The organism is Methylocystis parvus (assembly GCF_049675845.1).
In the GTDB taxonomy this organism is placed as follows: domain Bacteria; phylum Pseudomonadota; class Alphaproteobacteria; order Rhizobiales; family Beijerinckiaceae; genus Methylocystis; species Methylocystis parvus_A.
Genome location: NZ_CP187161.1, coordinates 389,377 through 403,804, shown reverse-complemented (window position 1 = coordinate 403,804; position 14,428 = coordinate 389,377). Strand labels below are relative to the sequence as shown.

Annotated in this window: 17 protein-coding genes, 1 tRNA gene and 2 pseudogenes; 6 read left to right on the top strand and 14 right to left on the bottom strand. The window is 63.0% G+C overall.

Annotated elements, in window-relative coordinates; translation table 11 throughout:
- Positions 1 to 10: 10 nt before the first annotated feature.
- The gene (locus tag ACPFMJ_RS02210) at positions 11 to 184 is read right to left on the bottom strand and encodes a hypothetical protein (RefSeq protein ID WP_424362246.1); all 174 of its coding nucleotides are present in this window, start codon (positions 182 to 184) and stop codon (positions 11 to 13) included.
- A 285-nt stretch (positions 185 to 469) separates the two neighbouring features.
- Between ACPFMJ_RS02210 and ACPFMJ_RS02205 the strand changes: the two genes are divergently transcribed.
- Positions 470 to 712, top strand: a complete 243-nt coding sequence (locus ACPFMJ_RS02205; protein ID WP_424362245.1) for a hypothetical protein — start codon at positions 470 to 472, stop codon at positions 710 to 712.
- Between the two features lie 4 nt (positions 713 to 716).
- Positions 717 to 1,019 (top strand): hypothetical protein, encoded by a 303-nt coding sequence (locus ACPFMJ_RS02200; RefSeq protein ID WP_424362244.1) that lies wholly within the window; start codon positions 717 to 719, stop codon positions 1,017 to 1,019.
- Here the strand turns inward: ACPFMJ_RS02200 and ACPFMJ_RS02195 are convergent.
- The gene (locus ACPFMJ_RS02195; RefSeq protein ID WP_424362243.1) at positions 1,007 to 1,177 is read right to left on the bottom strand and encodes a hypothetical protein; all 171 of its coding nucleotides are present in this window, start codon (positions 1,175 to 1,177) and stop codon (positions 1,007 to 1,009) included. The genes ACPFMJ_RS02200 and ACPFMJ_RS02195 overlap by 13 nt on opposite strands.
- Before the next feature lie 195 nt (positions 1,178 to 1,372).
- Between ACPFMJ_RS02195 and ACPFMJ_RS02190 the strand changes: the two genes are divergently transcribed.
- The gene (locus ACPFMJ_RS02190) at positions 1,373 to 2,038 is read left to right on the top strand and encodes a hypothetical protein (protein WP_424362242.1); all 666 of its coding nucleotides are present in this window, start codon (positions 1,373 to 1,375) and stop codon (positions 2,036 to 2,038) included.
- 80 nt (positions 2,039 to 2,118) lie between these two features.
- Here the strand turns inward: ACPFMJ_RS02190 and ACPFMJ_RS02185 are convergent, their stop codons facing one another.
- The 6 genes and pseudogenes from ACPFMJ_RS02185 to ACPFMJ_RS02160 all read right to left on the bottom strand — a co-directional run.
- Positions 2,119 to 2,613 carry a DUF1269 domain-containing protein gene (locus tag ACPFMJ_RS02185; protein ID WP_424362241.1) on the bottom strand — a complete coding sequence of 165 codons (495 nt, stop codon included), beginning with the start codon at positions 2,611 to 2,613 and terminating at the stop codon, positions 2,119 to 2,121.
- A 417-nt stretch (positions 2,614 to 3,030) separates the two neighbouring features.
- On the bottom strand, positions 3,031 to 3,801 hold the full coding sequence (gene amoC / locus ACPFMJ_RS02180; protein WP_424362240.1) for a bacterial ammonia monooxygenase, subunit AmoC: 771 nt from the start codon (positions 3,799 to 3,801) through the stop codon (positions 3,031 to 3,033).
- Positions 3,802 to 4,199: 398 nt separating this feature from the next.
- Complete coding sequence (locus ACPFMJ_RS02175) at positions 4,200 to 5,102, bottom strand: hypothetical protein (RefSeq protein WP_424363775.1); 903 nt, start codon at positions 5,100 to 5,102, stop codon at positions 4,200 to 4,202.
- Positions 5,099 to 5,248, bottom strand: a pseudogene (locus ACPFMJ_RS02170) (AAA family ATPase); the annotation flags it as partial. The pseudogene ACPFMJ_RS02170 and the gene ACPFMJ_RS02175, both read right to left, overlap by 4 nt.
- A 49-nt stretch (positions 5,249 to 5,297) precedes the next feature.
- Positions 5,298 to 5,399, bottom strand: coding sequence for an AAA family ATPase (locus tag ACPFMJ_RS02165; protein WP_424363774.1), 102 nt, complete (start codon positions 5,397 to 5,399; stop codon positions 5,298 to 5,300).
- Positions 5,400 to 5,491: 92 nt separating this feature from the next.
- Positions 5,492 to 6,052, bottom strand: a pseudogene (locus ACPFMJ_RS02160) (ATP-dependent metallopeptidase FtsH/Yme1/Tma family protein); the annotation flags it as partial.
- 252 nt (positions 6,053 to 6,304) lie between these two features.
- On the opposite strand from ACPFMJ_RS02160, the gene ACPFMJ_RS02155 reads away from it, so the two are divergent.
- Both ACPFMJ_RS02155 and ACPFMJ_RS02150 read left to right on the top strand, forming a co-directional pair.
- Entirely contained in the window at positions 6,305 to 7,768 is a 1,464-nt protein-coding gene (locus tag ACPFMJ_RS02155; RefSeq protein WP_424362239.1) for a helix-turn-helix domain-containing protein, read from the top strand.
- 525 nt (positions 7,769 to 8,293) lie between these two features.
- Positions 8,294 to 8,485, top strand: a complete 192-nt coding sequence (locus ACPFMJ_RS02150; RefSeq protein WP_424362238.1) for a hypothetical protein — start codon at positions 8,294 to 8,296, stop codon at positions 8,483 to 8,485.
- A gap of 68 nt (positions 8,486 to 8,553) precedes the next feature.
- Here the strand turns inward: ACPFMJ_RS02150 and ACPFMJ_RS02145 are convergent, their stop codons facing one another.
- The 5 genes from ACPFMJ_RS02145 to ACPFMJ_RS02125 all read right to left on the bottom strand — a co-directional run bounded on the left by ACPFMJ_RS02145 (position 8,554) and on the right by ACPFMJ_RS02125 (position 13,498).
- Positions 8,554 to 9,198 (bottom strand): acyl-homoserine-lactone synthase, encoded by a 645-nt coding sequence (locus ACPFMJ_RS02145; protein ID WP_424362237.1) that lies wholly within the window; start codon positions 9,196 to 9,198, stop codon positions 8,554 to 8,556.
- 83 nt (positions 9,199 to 9,281) lie between these two features.
- Entirely contained in the window at positions 9,282 to 10,046 is a 765-nt protein-coding gene (locus ACPFMJ_RS02140; protein WP_424362236.1) for a helix-turn-helix transcriptional regulator, read from the bottom strand.
- A 142-nt stretch (positions 10,047 to 10,188) separates the two neighbouring features.
- A complete protein-coding gene (locus ACPFMJ_RS02135) occupies positions 10,189 to 11,151 on the bottom strand; it encodes an outer membrane protein (protein WP_424362235.1) in 963 nt (320 codons plus the stop codon).
- 243 nt (positions 11,152 to 11,394) lie between these two features.
- Entirely contained in the window at positions 11,395 to 12,327 is a 933-nt protein-coding gene (locus ACPFMJ_RS02130) for an outer membrane protein (RefSeq protein ID WP_424362234.1), read from the bottom strand.
- A 232-nt stretch (positions 12,328 to 12,559) separates the two neighbouring features.
- Positions 12,560 to 13,498: an outer membrane protein gene (locus ACPFMJ_RS02125; RefSeq protein ID WP_424362233.1), complete on the bottom strand. Its 939-nt coding sequence runs from the start codon at positions 13,496 to 13,498 to the stop codon at positions 12,560 to 12,562.
- 331 nt (positions 13,499 to 13,829) lie between these two features.
- Between ACPFMJ_RS02125 and ACPFMJ_RS02120 the strand changes: the two genes are divergently transcribed.
- Positions 13,830 to 13,919, top strand: a tRNA-Ser gene (locus ACPFMJ_RS02120).
- Positions 13,920 to 14,039: 120 nt separating this feature from the next.
- Here the strand turns inward: ACPFMJ_RS02120 and ACPFMJ_RS02115 are convergent.
- Positions 14,040 to 14,423 carry a YidH family protein gene (locus tag ACPFMJ_RS02115; RefSeq protein WP_424362232.1) on the bottom strand — a complete coding sequence of 128 codons (384 nt, stop codon included), beginning with the start codon at positions 14,421 to 14,423 and terminating at the stop codon, positions 14,040 to 14,042.
- Positions 14,424 to 14,428 lie beyond the last annotated feature (5 nt).

Genomic DNA, 14,428 nt, shown 5'->3' with positions numbered 1-14,428 from the left:
ATCCCGGAACCTAGAAATGCTGATCCTTCTTGCCCGCGGCCACGCTCGCCCGCGCCCGGTCGACAGCCTCCGGATGGACCTTTTCTAGAGCGGCGACGATCGCCTCGAGCGTTTCGATATGGTCGATCGCTTCTTCCAGCGCGTCGGCGAGCGCCTGCAGGCGCGCGGGTAAATCCTGTTGCAAAACAGCCTCCCTGGGGCCCAGCGCGCGCGGGACGCGTCGCGAGTCGCCGCGACTGATGGCCGCGCGCCCAATTGGCGAATTGAATATGGCCGGGTCGAGCGCCACCCTACCCCGGCATGATCAGAGCGCCAATCGCCAACGCCGTCGTTTACTCCGTGCTTTTCGCGACAATCGCGAGCGCGGCGTTAATGCTAGTACGATAACGGAGCCTTCGCAGGGTTGCAGAAGCTAGGCTTCCGCCCCACTCTCTCGACTGAGATCAGTTTGCAGTTGAGAGGGTGCGCCATGCGTAAAATCATTTTGGCTACCGCGATGTTCTGCTCCGTCCCTGCTTTCGCCCAAGGGACCGCTCAGGAACGCTCCGACTGCATGGGAGACGCGCTACGCTTCTGCAGCTCCGATATTCCCTTCGTTTCCGCGATCGAAAGCTGCCTTGAGCAGAATATGTCTCGCCTCAGCGGCGCCTGCCGTCGCGAATTCGCGCCCGCGCATACGACCAAGCTTCAGGAAGAGCATTTTTACCGCTGATCCGATGGAGCTCCCGCCCATCGACCCTTTCGTCGCCGCGGGCGTGTTCCTGTCCACCGCCGCGACGGACGCAGTCTATGTGTTCTTCAACGCGGCCGTCTCGGCCCGCCGGCGGGTCGCCGCGGCAAGCTGGAGCAGCGCCTGGTACATGCTCTCGGCTTTCGCGGTCATCAGCTACACGTCGAACTGGGCCTATGTGCTCTTCGCCGCGGCCGGCGCATGGATCGGCGGGTTCGTCTCGGTCACGGCGCTCGATCACGTGATGCCGCTCAAACGCGACGAACCCCAAAAGGCTCAGCGCCCCTGAAGCTCCTGCGCCCGCTCGTCACAATGTTTGAGCTCCGCGGCCGTCGCGGACCAGTAAGAAAGTTCGCATAGCGTCTGGTAACGGCTACCCACGAAAAGCGACCAGACGCCAAATCCGGCCATCAGCACGCCGACGGCGAGAATGAGGATTTTCTTCATCGGAACCTGCCAGTAAGAAGCGTCGCAACCTAGCTAAAACAGCGCGCTGAAATCGCCAACGTGCAAAACTGGACAGATTGCGGCGGTTGCCGAGCTTTGGGGCGCGCTCTATCCTCCCGGTGCATTATGCCGCGCCGGACATAGGCGCGGGATTGAGCGCGTTTATCTCCAGCGCTTCTCAAAAAGGATCTTGAAATGTCCAACAATCCGGAAACGCCTGCCGGCGGCGACGCCGAACCGCACAAGGAGGCCGGAACGCCGCATCAGGACGCGTCCGAGGGGTCGTGGGTGTCCGCGATCGAGGAAGGCATAGAGGAGATCAAGACGCAGTCGGCCGAAGTGCTGTTCGTCGACGTGCTCAAGATCGACCTGCCCTACATCATCATGCTCTCCATGGCGGTGGTCGGCATCGGCCTCGTCACCTTCACCGGCGAGCCGATCGGCTTCTATTGGGAACTGCTGACAATCATCTATTGCGGCCTTTGCATCTTCGTCGGCTGGCGTCATGCAGGCACCAAGCCGGAGCGAATCAAGCTCGTCTGGACGCAGGTGCTGCACTGGGCGGCCTTCCTCGCGGCCATGTGGCTGATCTACACGCCGACCATGCGGGCGCTGATCGACGTCAACGCCACGGGCCTCAACCTGATGGTGCTGCTGGCGCTGGGCACCTTCGTCGCGGGCGTCCATGCGGAGGCCTGGCAGATCTGCGTGGTCGGCCTCATCCTGGCGCTTTTCGTCCCGGCGATGGCGATCGTCCAGCGCTCCTCGCTGTTCATCATGGTCGCGCTGCTGGGGCTGATCTTCATCGCCGTCAGCCTGTGGATGACGTTCCACGCAGAGCGGAAAGAGAAGCAGGCCTAACGGCGCAAGCTGGGACTTCCCTCCAAAACGAATAAAGCGGCGCGTGAGCGCCGCTTTTCTTTTGCCGGCTCGAAAACCGCTCAGCTCGCCGAATGCGCCGAGAGCGCCGCGCGAATCGCCTGATCCATCGTCCTGTCGAAGGAAGTGCGCAGCACCGTGCCGCCGGCGCCCTGGAGACCTTCGAGAACCTTATCGGCCGTCATCTTGCGCACGAGCACGAAGAGCGCCGCACCGCCGGGAGGAACCACTTCCGCCACTTCCTTCATGAACTTGTCGTCGATGCCGAAATCGGTGAGCGCGCCCGAGACGGCGCCGGAGGCGGCGCCGAGAGCCGCGCCCGCGAGAGGCATCATGAAGATCATGCCGATGAGCGCACCCCAGAACATGCCAGAGACGCCGCCGATCGCCGTCGTGTTGAAAAGCTGGTTGAGCTTGACGTGGCCTTCCGCATCTTTGACGGCGACGACCGCGTCGCCCATCTCGATCAAATATTCCTTCTGCATCTGAAACAGCTTCTGTCTCACGCCCTCGGCCTTGGCTTCCGAGGGAAAGGCGATGACGAGCAAATCGTTCATGAGGGCTCTCCGATATCGGCGGCGCGCGAAACCGCCGCTCTTTCGATCTAGTCGAGCCGGGTGAAATTACAATTGCGAGCGAGAGATTGCGAGAAATGGCCGGGCGAACGCCGCTGGCGCCCAAGCGCCTCCTCTAAACAAGGGCCTCCTCTAAAAAAGCTTACCCGCGCGGCGCCGCTCGTCTTGCGGCATCGGCGGGTAAAGAACGCCAAGCTGGGAGACATGACGTATCTTAGAAGCTTCTGTTTTTCACCCCGCAGCGGCTCCTCGCGGGCGCCGGGATGCGGCGCGGCGCAGCGAACCAGAAAGCCAGGGGCGAAAGCAGTGACGCCGCGATGAGAAGATTGGCGAGCATTGGCTTTCCCTCCACTTGGTGAGCGCCGCCCGCGCCCGAAGGCGCGAGCGGCTTGTCCGTTATTACTCGGTCAGGAGGGCGACGCCTTCCTTGCCGGACAGCGCATGGATGCGCGCCAGGATCTGCAGGACGACGCCGAACACGCCGAGCGCCATCCAGCCGAAGAACACGAAGCCCCAGTGCAGCGGAGCAACGAACAGCTCTTCCATGAACCAGAAGGTGTGGCCCCACTCATTGAGACCAACGTTCGGGATGATCATGAACGGGCCGATGGCGACGATCAGGAACGCCAGCGAGTAGCCATGAGCAAAATACGGAATGCGGGTCTTCGCATAGAAGAACGCGCCAACCGCGATCACCGAATAGATCGGGTAGCTCATGTAGAACTCGATGATGTGCGACGGCGTGAAGTCCGTGTCACGGATAACCGTCATGTGCCAGGTGCCGTCCTGCTCCGTGAAGAACGAGGCGCCCCAGTAAATGGCGATGCCGTAAACGACGAGCCACTGCACCAGAACGACCAGGCGGCGCATCTCTTCGCGCGGCGAAACCGCGTCGACGTTGCGGTCGCGGGTCTTCCACAGATAGCCGGCGAGGCCCAGGCCCGAAACCAGCTCGAGCGGGATTTCGGTCCAAAGGATCGACATCCAGTACGTCTGGAACTCCGGAGCGAACGAATCAAGGCCAGCGCGCCAGCCATAGATCTGCTCGTAAATGCGGACGATCAGATAAAACGTGTTCAGCAGAACCAGGCCGATCCACATGCCACGCAGATCGACTACGGCTTCCGAGCCGGCGGAAACGCCAGCAGCCGAGCTAGTCGTCGAGCTCATTAGTCAACTCCTCCATATTGAGAGCACTCGAGGGGGTTCCCTCGAAGCTGTTGCATCATGCTTTCTGTACCGGAACGTAACAGTGACTTTGTCGCCAATATAGAGACAAAAACTGCCACCCGGCGAGAACGACAATCTATTGATTTTGCACCGCAACATTGCTCTGCCGAGCAAAGAACAGAACTTTGTTTCGACAAAGAAAAAGCCCGGCCGGCGACGGGCTTTCCCGGGGCCTTTTCAGGGCGCGCGGCAGTGTGGCGAAATTTCGCCGCATCCTCTGCAAAGCGTTCCTCGGATGCGGGACCCTCGGGCCGCCGTCGGCCCCTTTGGCAGCCACCTTTCCCAAGCGAAAAAGGCCCGGCGAAAGCCGGGCCTTTTCGTCTTGATGCAGCCGAAACTCAGATCGGCTGGGGCGCCACGCCGTCATCCACATCCGGCTCGGGCTTTTGCCCGGTGGTGGGGACGGCGGAGCCGCGCGGGGGCTGCGGGGCGGAGGAGCTGGTGTCCTCGCGCACCGGGCGCTTGCCCACAAGCAGCCCCTTCATCTCCTCGCCCGTCAGCGTCTCGAACTCCAGCAGGCCGTTCGCCAGCGTGTCGAGCTGCGCCTTCTTATCGGTGAGGATCTGCTTGGCCTTGTCATAGCCCTCCTGAACAAGACGCCGAACCTCCGCGTCGATCGTCTGCTGCGTCGCCTCCGAGAGGCTCTGCTGCCGGCCGAGCGAATAGCCGAGGAACTGCTCCTGCTGCGGCTCCGCATAGGCGACCGTCCCCAGCTTGTCCGAGAAGCCCAGCTGCGTGATCATCGCCCGCGCCACCCGCGTGCACTGCTGGATGTCCGACGCCGCGCCAGACGTCACCTTGTCATGGCCGAAGATCAGCTCCTCCGCCACGCGGCCGCCCATCGCAATCGCCAGCATCGCCGTCAGCTGCTCATAGGTCTGGGAGTCTGTCGCGCTCCGGCAACTGCACCATGCCCAGCGCGCGGCCGCGCGGAATGATCGTCGCCTTGTGGATCGGCATCGCCCGGACGACGTCAGCTGCACCAGCGCATGCCCGCCTTCGTGATAGGCGGTGAGGCTTTTCTCCTCATCCGTCATCATCAGCGTGCGCCGCTCCGCGCCCATCATGATCTTGTCGCGCGAGTCCTCGAACTCGGCCTGCGTCACGATCCGCTTCGAACGACGCGCCGCGAGCAGCGCCGCCTCGTTGACGAGGTTCATCAGATCGGCGCCCGAAAAGCCCGGCGTGCCGCGCGCGACCACTTTCGGATCGACGTCCGGCGCCAATGGCACCTTCTTCATGTGCACGCGCAGGATCTTCTCGCGGCCGATGAAGTCGGGTTCGGCACGTTGATCTGCCGGTCGAAGCGGCCCGGACGCATCAGCGCCGGATCGAGCACGTCCGGACGGTTCGTGGCGGCGATGAGGATGATGCCTTCGTTGGCCTCGAAGCCGTCCATCTCGACGAGCAGCTGGTTGAGCGTCTGCTCGCGCTCGTCATTGCCGCCGCCAAGACCGGCGCCGCGATGGCGGCCCGACCGCGTCGATTTCGTCGACGAAGATGATGCAGGGCGCGTTCTTCTTGGCCTGCTCGAACATGTCGCGCACGCGGCTCGCGCCGACGCCGACGAACATTTCGACGAAGTCGAGCCCGAGATCGTGAAGAAGGGCACGTTCGCTTCGCCCGCGATGGCGCGCGCGAGCAGCGTCTTGCCCGTGCCGGGAGGACCGACGAGCAGCACGCCGCGCGGAATGCGGCCGCCAAGCCGCTGGAACTTCTGCGGATCGCGCAGGAACTCGACGATCTCCTGCAAATCCTCCTTGGCCTCGTCGACGCCCGCGACGTCCTCGAACGTCACGCGCCCATGCCACTCGGTCAGAAGCTTCGCCTTCGACTTGCCAAAGCCCATGGCGCGGCTGCCGGAGCCGCCCTGCATCTGGCGCGCCATGAAAAAGATCCACACGCCGATGAACAGCAGCAACGGCAGGCCGTTCACGAGGAGAGTCGAAAGCCAGCCGGGATTGTCGCCCGCGGGCTTCGCGCTGATCTGAACCTTCTTGGCTTCCAGCTTCTGCACCAGCGTCGGATCGTTCGGCGCATAGGTCGTGAAGGTGCGGTTGTCGTTGAAGTGTCCAGAGATCTCGCTGCCGGCGATCGTCACGTCGTGCACGCGGCCTTCGTCGATCTGCACGAGCAGTTCGCTGAAGGTAATTTCGCGCGCGGGCGTGCGGGACTGCTGCTGCTGGAACATGGCAAACAGGATTCCCGCGACGGCGACGAAGACGACCCAAGGCAAATATTTCTTCCAATTCGCCTTCATTTGCACCTCCTAGGCGTGACCTCGCAGAAATTCTGGGAACGTCATCGCTCGAATTACATCATTGGGCGGAGGGACGGAGGCCCTCGCCTTTTCCCAAGATGAGGTTGGGGTCATCCTAGGTCAGGATGGCGAAATAGCCAAATCGAGTCCATAATTCGCCAAAAAGAACAAATGGTGGGGGGCATGATCAAGATCGTCATCGCCGGATTGGACGGGTGTCTGGGATCTGCGTTCCTCGGCCTCTCCGATCTTTTCGCGCTCGCCCACAAGGCGATCATCGCCGCCATTCCGCCGTCGGAAGCGGGGAGCGCAGCCGATTTTTGCCTGGTCACGGCGAGCGCCGACGGGCGCCCGATCCGCGACGGCTCCGGAGCGACTCTGGAGGTTGAGACCTCCTTCGAGGAGATAGGCGTCTGCGACGCCGTCATCGTCCCGAGCTTCGCGCCCGGCCCCGACGGCAAGGCCCCGGATATGTCGGCTTTCGCCGCGGCCGCCGCCTGGCTGCGGCGCCATCATTCCCGCGGCGCGCTCATCGGCGGCTGCGGCTCCGGCGTCTTTTTGCTCGGCGAAGCGGGCCTGTTGGAGGGCCGGCGCTGCACCACGAGCTGGTGGCATCATGAAGATCTGAAGAAGCGCTACCCGCGCGCGGACACTGCCTGGGGCGCGCGACTGATCGACGATCGCCGCGTGGTCACGGCGGCCGGCCCCCTCTCCTGGATCGATGTGGGCCTCCACGTCATCCGCACATTATGTGGGCAGGAAGCGGGACGAATCGCCGCCGATTTCACCCTCGGCGAGACGGCTCCGGCGAAGGGAGCGGCCAAGGGCGCCGCCTATACGCCCAACGTCTTGAGCGGCGGCGTCGACGCCTTCCTCGCCGAGGCGGAGCGAATCGTCCGCCAATCGGACGCCGCCTTCAATGCGCAGGACCTCGCCAGGGCGCTCTCGACCTCCGAACGCACCCTGCATCGCAAATTGAAGCAGGCCTGCGACGAGTCGCCCAAGACGTTCATCGACCGCATCCGCGTCGAGACCGCGCGCACCCTCCTCGAAACCAGCGCAAAGCCGGTGAAGGAACTGGCGGCGAGCGCCGGCTTCATTGACGAGGCGAGCTTTCGCCGCGCGTTCCGCCGCTACGCCGGCATGGCGCCTTCCGCCTATCGCGTATGGGCGAAGGCCAAGAGCCAGGACAAGGCTCAGATGTTCTCGGTGCGCAAGGACTCCGAGATCATTCCCGAGATCCTCACGACGATTCTCGACACCTGCGTGAACGGCGTGACGCTCGCGGACCCCGACATCGAAGATGCGCCGATCGTCTACGCCAACAAGCGATTCGAGGACATCACCGGCTATCAGCCGGAGGAGATCATCGGCCGAAACTGCCGATTCCTGCAGGGCGACGACCGCGATCAGGAGAGCCTGCGCCGCCTGCGGGAAGCGATCAAGAATCGCCAACCCATCGAGGTGACGTTGCGCAATTACCGCAAGGACGGCGAGCTCTTTTACAACAAGCTGAACATAACGCCGCTTTTCGACGCCCAGGGGAAGCTCATTTACTTCCTTGGCGTTCAATACGATGTCAGCAATCAGGTGCGGGCGGAAACGGAAATCGGGGACCTGAAGGCGAAGCTTCAGGCGATTGCTTGATTTTGGTCAGCCTCACCGCTGGCTTGTCAAAAGATCGTCACTGCATTGCGGCGGCGCGCCGGTAACCTATTTTTATTGATTTTTGAGTTCGCCGCGGCGCGGACGCGGCCGCTATTCCGGCCACCTATGCGTGCATTGCAATAACTTTTTCTGCTTGCGCCTTTGCGCAACAGGGTGCGTTATTTAGTCGCGCCGTCGGTCAAGAACTCCAAAACGGAGCCCCGCCGGGAAACGCTAAGGCAGAGGGAAGCGCAATGAACTCGTTCACCGCCATCGTCTCGATTCTCGCCGCCGCCGCCGCTGTCACCTTCGCGATCACCGCTTACGTGAACTGACCCGGCCGACGTCCGACTGAATCTCACGACGCGCGTCACGCAGAGCGGCGCGCGTCGTCATGTTGAAACCCTACCCTGCGCGCGCCTTCCGTTGGGCGCTTTTCGCCCCGCGCGGCTTACGCGGGCTTTTCGCGTTTGCCGAGATCGTCCGCGAGTCGCGACCGCGTCTGGGCGGCGCGAGCTCCGCCGCTTGCGCCAGCGCCTCAATATCGACTGCGAGCTGCCTGAGCCAGTCCGTGCGATCGCGGAAGCGCTCTTTGATGTCGCACAGCGCGAGGTCGACCCGCAACGCTCGACGACATCCGCACGTCGGCGCCAGATGCCGACGGCGATAGGCGTCTTCGATCCTGGGATCCAGCAGGTGGAAATTACCGCAGGTTAAAATGTGAATCATTAATCGTCCCCAGCCCTGTGCTGTCTCGTTTGATCACGCCCCGCCCCCGCGGGGCCTCACGCATGTCGGGCGCGCATCGTCTCGACGACCGAGTGCTCGAGCGCGAGGCCCGAAATCCCGGCCAGATGACGCACCCGCGCATCCCAATCCTCCCCGACCTCATAGAGAACGGCGTAAGTTTCGACGCCGCCGATCATTTGCGGAGGTCCCAACGGCTCGCCAGCGCAGCCGCAGCGCGTCAGCATCCGGTGCATGGCGCGATCGTAAACAGTGACGATGTGGGAGAGCGCCGCCGCCTTGCCGATTTCATTCAGCGCAAGTCCCAGCTCCGCAGTGGCCCGGCTGATCGTTGGCGCATCGACTCGGCTGTCTCCCGTCATTCTGACGGTGAAGCGACTCGATTCCCAGATGAGCGGGCTCTGTATGCGCGCTCCATCGGGAAGCAATTGCGGGAAAGTGTCGTTGAGCATGTTGAAGCCGGTGGTCGGCAGGAGCCGCAGCCCGCCGATGACCCGTTCGTCTTCGTCCAACGCCATCACGTAGAGCGGATCAAGCGCGTCGTAGCCGTCGATTTCCCAGCGATTGATGACGGTGACCTGCCATTTCAGCCGCTCGTGAAACACGTTGCGGCGCAGCTTGTGCATCTCGTCAATGAGCCGGGGATAGCGCGCGCGCCATTCGCCCGGAACGATCTTGATCATCCCTCAAGCCCTCTCGTCAGCATGGTTTGACGATGAAAACTTGATGCAGTCACAGTAGGTTATCACCTCCCGAAAATGGGGGGTCAGCTGCGTTTTTTCGGAATGAGGTGACTCGGCTCGTAGGACATGTTGATCAGCCCGAGCGCCAGCGCCTTTGCGACCGTATGGGTCGTGTTGGTGGTGTTGAGCCTGGCGCGCGCGGATTCGAGATGGAACCGGACAGTGTGGGAGCTGATCCCGAGGATTCTTCCGATTTCCTCGTCCGTCTTGCCGAGCGCCTTCCATCGCAGGCAACTCGCCTCCCGCAACGGGATATGCACGGTTGCTTCCTCGATGACGCCACAAGACCGTAGAGCCGCCGCGTGGAAATTGAAGGCGACCACCATCAGGTCGCGCAACAGCTCGCGCTTCATGGCGCGCCATCCGTCGGGCGATTCGTTCGAGGTGATCGTAAAGAGCGCGAATTCGCCCATGCGCCCCCGAATCGGAATGGAGAGGCCATTGGCCCCCACGTCGAGTTCCTGCGCCTCCCCGAAGAACTTTCGGATGATAGGATCGCTTCGGTCGATCTCCACCCAGTCGATGGGGAGAATGCCGCCCAGACCGGAGCGCACGATGGGGTCGAGATCGACATATCCGCTTTGCGCATAATGCTTCTGCCACTCGGGCGAATAGGTCACCGACAGAAGCGGTCGGGACGCGCCCGGCGTCGGCATGTTCAGGGCTGCATAGGCGACGTTATGAAGGCCCCAGGCCTTCATGAACGCTTCAATGATTTCGGAAGCCGATTCGACGCGGTCCGCGGCCGCAAGGCGATCAATCAAATCGAAAAAGTCGTCAGGGTGCACGAAATGAGCCGCCGTTTGAAATGCCTAAGGTCAAGTTAGGGCGTATGGTCGTCCTCGACAACCTGCCGGGAAGGATCTCGCGGCGAGAAATGCAAAAAGCCCGGCCTTGCGGCCGGGCTTTCGTTCGAAGCGGCGGTTTCGATTAGTATTTCGCGACGACGGGAGCCGGAGCGCCCCAGTTGAAGTGATAGTTCACGCCCGCGCGAACGATGTTGCCGCTGAAATGCGTCTGCACGCGAGTCGCGAGCGTATAGAGCGGCGTGCCAGCGGGAATGACGCCGGGGGCCTGCGCGATGGGCGTCGCGCCGCTCGCCGAATAGCTGACATTGCCGAGATCGTAATACAGATACTCAGCCTTGGCCGACCAGTTCGGCATGAACATCCACTCGACGCCGCCGCCGGCCGTCCAACCGGTGAGCGTGTCGGAGAACGCGCCGCCCGAAGCGAAAGCCGGGTTGCCGCAGCACAGGCCGAGATTGACGCCGGCATTCACGCCGAAAATTGACGTGTTGCTGGTCGCGCCGCCATAGGCGAAACCGCCCGTGCCATACACGAGCAGCGTCGGGGTGGCGAGCCAGCCCAGGCGACCGCGAACCGTACCGATATAGTCGAGGTTCTTGCTGACGCTGATCGTGCTCTGCACGAAGTTGCCCGGGAAGCCCACAACGGAGAGAGCGTCAACCGCCGCGACGCTGTTCGCGCGGCTGCTCGAGCCGGCAACCCCCTGGATATCGGCTTCGATGCCCACAACGAAGTTGTTGTAGAATTGATAGTTGTAGCCAATCTGGCCGCCGCCGATGAAGCCGCCCTGGCTGGAGGAGAGGACTCCGCTCGTCGCGGCGCCCGCCGCGACCGAAGCTGGCAGCGGGAAAAGGTTGATCGCGTTCGCAGTCGGGTCCACGAAGCCCACGCTGGCGACGTTGATGGCGTTGCTGTTGGACCAGGCGCCGCCGGCGTTCAAACCGACATAGAAGCCAGTCCAAAGCGGCGGCGGCGGGGGCGGCGGCGGAAGGACCGGCGGTCCCTTTTGGTATGGGAGATCGGCGGCGAGCGCAGCGGTCGCCGATACGGCGAGGGCGGCGATGGACAGAACAAGTTTTTTCATTTCAGGTTTCAACCTCGGAAATCGTGATCGGCGGGGAACTAGCTTGGCGACTTTGCAAATCATTTGATCCGCAGGACCAAACGTCCTGAAGCGGCAATGCACAGTCAAACCGCAAATAATCCTTGAATGGTATAGGCTTAGGTGAAGGCTTGAAGTTGTTGCGCGAACGCAACGGCATCGGCCGCATGGAACGCAAAAAGCCCGGCCTTACGGCCGGGCTTTCGTTCGAAGCGGCGGTTTCGATTAGTATTTCGCGACGACCGGAGCCGGAGCGCCCCAGTTGAAGTGATAGTTCAGGCCAGCGCGGACGAGGTTGCCGTTGAAGCGGGTCGTCGTCTGCGTGCCGACGGCGCCCCAAACGACCGGCGGGGCCGCGACGGCGTTGATCTGCGTCAGCGCGCCGTTGGTCGTGACGTTGCCGAGATCGTAATACAGATACTCGACCTTCGCCGACCAGTTCGGCCAGAACATCCACTCGACGCCGCCGCCGGCCGTCCAGCCAACGCGCGTGTCGGAGAAGTTCGTGCCGCCGAAGACCGCCGGATAGGTCGCCGGGCCAAGCGATTCCTGCGCCATGAACGCGGTGTTCACGTTCACGCCGCCATAGGCGAGACCGCCCGTGCCGTAGATGAGCAGGGTCGGCGTGGCGAGCCAGCCGAGACGGCCGCGAACCGTGCCGAAATAGTCGATGCTCTGACGAGCCGAGGCGACCGAGGCGTAGCTCTCATTCGGGAAGCCCCACGGAGCCAGCGACACGACGCCGGCGGTCGTCGCCGTCGAGCTCGAACCCGCGACGCCCTGGATGTCGGCTTCGATGCCCACAACGAAGTTGTTGTAGAACTGATAGTTGTAGCCGATCTGGCCACCGCCGATGAAGCCGCCGTTGTTGCCGCCGGTCAGGCTGTTGCTGGCCGAGAAGGCGAGCGCATTGGCGACCGCGCCGGCGCCGGCCGGGAACGCGGGGTTGATGAAGAACGGACCGCCAACAGTGTTGATGTTGTTGTTGTTGGCCCAGCCGCCGCCAGCGTTCAGACCGACGTAGAAGCCCGTCCACATGGGCGGCGGCGGGGGCGGCGGGGGAAGGACCGGCGGGCCCTTGCGCGAGGGAAGGTCGGCCGCGAGGGCGGCGCCAGCGGACACCGCAAGCGCGGCAATGGAAAGAGCAATCTTCTTCATATCTGCCTCATCTTCAGCTCAAGGGCGCGACAACCGCGCTTGAGCCTCGTTCAGCTCCGTCTCGCGCCTGGCGCGCCTTGGGCTTGCACCTTTTTGCGGAGAGGCGCGCGCACAGTCAAAGCAAATCCGGCCGGACGGAGCCCTCATGCTTCGCTTTGTCGGACACTGTGGCGCCCAAGACACAAAAAGCCCGGCCTTGCGGCCGGGCTTTCGTTCGAAACGTAATTTTCGATTAGTACTTCGCGACGACCGGAGCCGGAGCGCCCCAGTTGAAGTGGTAGTTCACGCCCGCGCGGACGATGTTGCCGTTGAAGCGGGTCGAAACCTGATGGGCGTTCACGAAATTGAGCGTGTTCGTGCCCGTCAGGACCGTCACCGACGGCGCGGCGTTATAGGTCACCGTGCCGAGGTCGTAATACAGATATTCGACCTTGGCCGACCAGTTCGGCATGAACATCCACTCGAGGCCGCCGCCGGCCGTCCAGCCAACGCGCGTGTCGGAGAAGGCGCCGCCCGTGGCGAAGTCCGTCGAACCGGTGTTCGGAACCTGGCCGCCGACGATCGCGACGTTGCTGCTCACGCCGCCATAGGCGAGACCGCCCGTGCCGTAGAGCAGCAGGGTCGGGGTGAACAGCCAGCCGAGACGGCCGCGAACCGTGCCGATGTAGTCGAGGTTGCGCGAAACCGCCGTCGCGCCGGACACGAAGTTGACGCCGAGAGCGCCGCCCGTGAACAGAGCGCGGTCGACGAGGCCAGCCGAGCGAGCCGTCTGCGAGCTGCTGGCGATGCCCTGGATGTCGGCCTCGATGCCGGCAACGAAGTTGTTATAGAACTGATAGTTGTAGCCGATCTGGCCGCCGCCGATGAAGCCGCCGCCATTGCCGCTGCTGAGAACGCCCGACGTCGCGAGCGCCGCAGCCGGGCCATAGCTCTGGCCGAGCACGGACAGCGCAGGCGCGTTGATGAAGGCCGGGGCCGAAGCGATCGTGGTGGTGTTGCTGTTGGCCCAGGTGCCGCCGGCGTTCAGACCGACGTAGAAGCCGGTCCACATGGGCGGCGGCGGGGGCGGCGGGGGAAGGACCGGCGGGCCCTTGCGAGAGGGGAGGTCCGCCGCGAGGGCGGCGCCAGCGGACACCGCAAGCGCGGCGACCGAAAGAGCGATCTTCTTCATTCCAGCCTCATGAATATTTTGAAAACACGCCCAAGCTTGCGTGTCCAATGCTGTTGCCAAGCCCACCCGGAGACGATTCCCTCTCCTAGAGCCCAGCGAGACTGCAGCAGTTCTGGGCGCGCACAGTCAACGTCTTCCATCCCGTCTGCGCACGCCAGACGGGAGTTTCAGCCAAGCTGTTGCAAAGAAGACACTATTTGGCCGCCCGAGATGCACAAAAACCGGGCTGAGCGGGCAATAATGGGGCAAATCGTCTGGTGGGTTCGCTTGCCAAGTCACGGCGGCTTTGGCATATGTCGCGCATCCGCACGGTCCGACGGGCCGCGCGAACGGAGACGTGGCCGAGAGGCTGAAGGCGACGGTTTGCTAAATCGTTATAGGGGAAACCCTATCGTGGGTTCGAATCCCACCGTCTCCGCCAGCCCCGCGTGGAGCGCTCGCCATGGACGATTTGGGCAATAACAACTTCCTCATGAACGCTTTGATCGGCTTCGCCCTCGCGTTGCTCGTTTCCTTCGCCTATGTCTGGTTCGGCGGCTGATCAGCCGATCGCCAGATAGGCGCTGAAGGCCGCTACGCTCAGCACGATGGATGACAGCAGGATGAGGGTCGCGTGGGTCCTTTGCGGCCGATGCGCAGCCTCGTCTTCCAGAAGCCGGGCCGTATGCAGGAAGCGAATCGTCGCGACGACGATGAGAAAGACCCCCGCGCCGACGAGGGCCATCCCCCCATAGCGCCCGGTCGGGCTCGACAACCGGTGAAACCCAGGAAGAGACGCCGCCACGCCCGCCTCGGTCGCCATGGCGAGCAGAAAAAGATTGAAGCGCTCAATGACGAATCCGAGCGCGATGACTGCGACGCCCGTGCGAATCCAGGCCAAAAACGTGCGTTCGTTGGCGGCGATATTCGTATAATCCCTGATCATCGGCG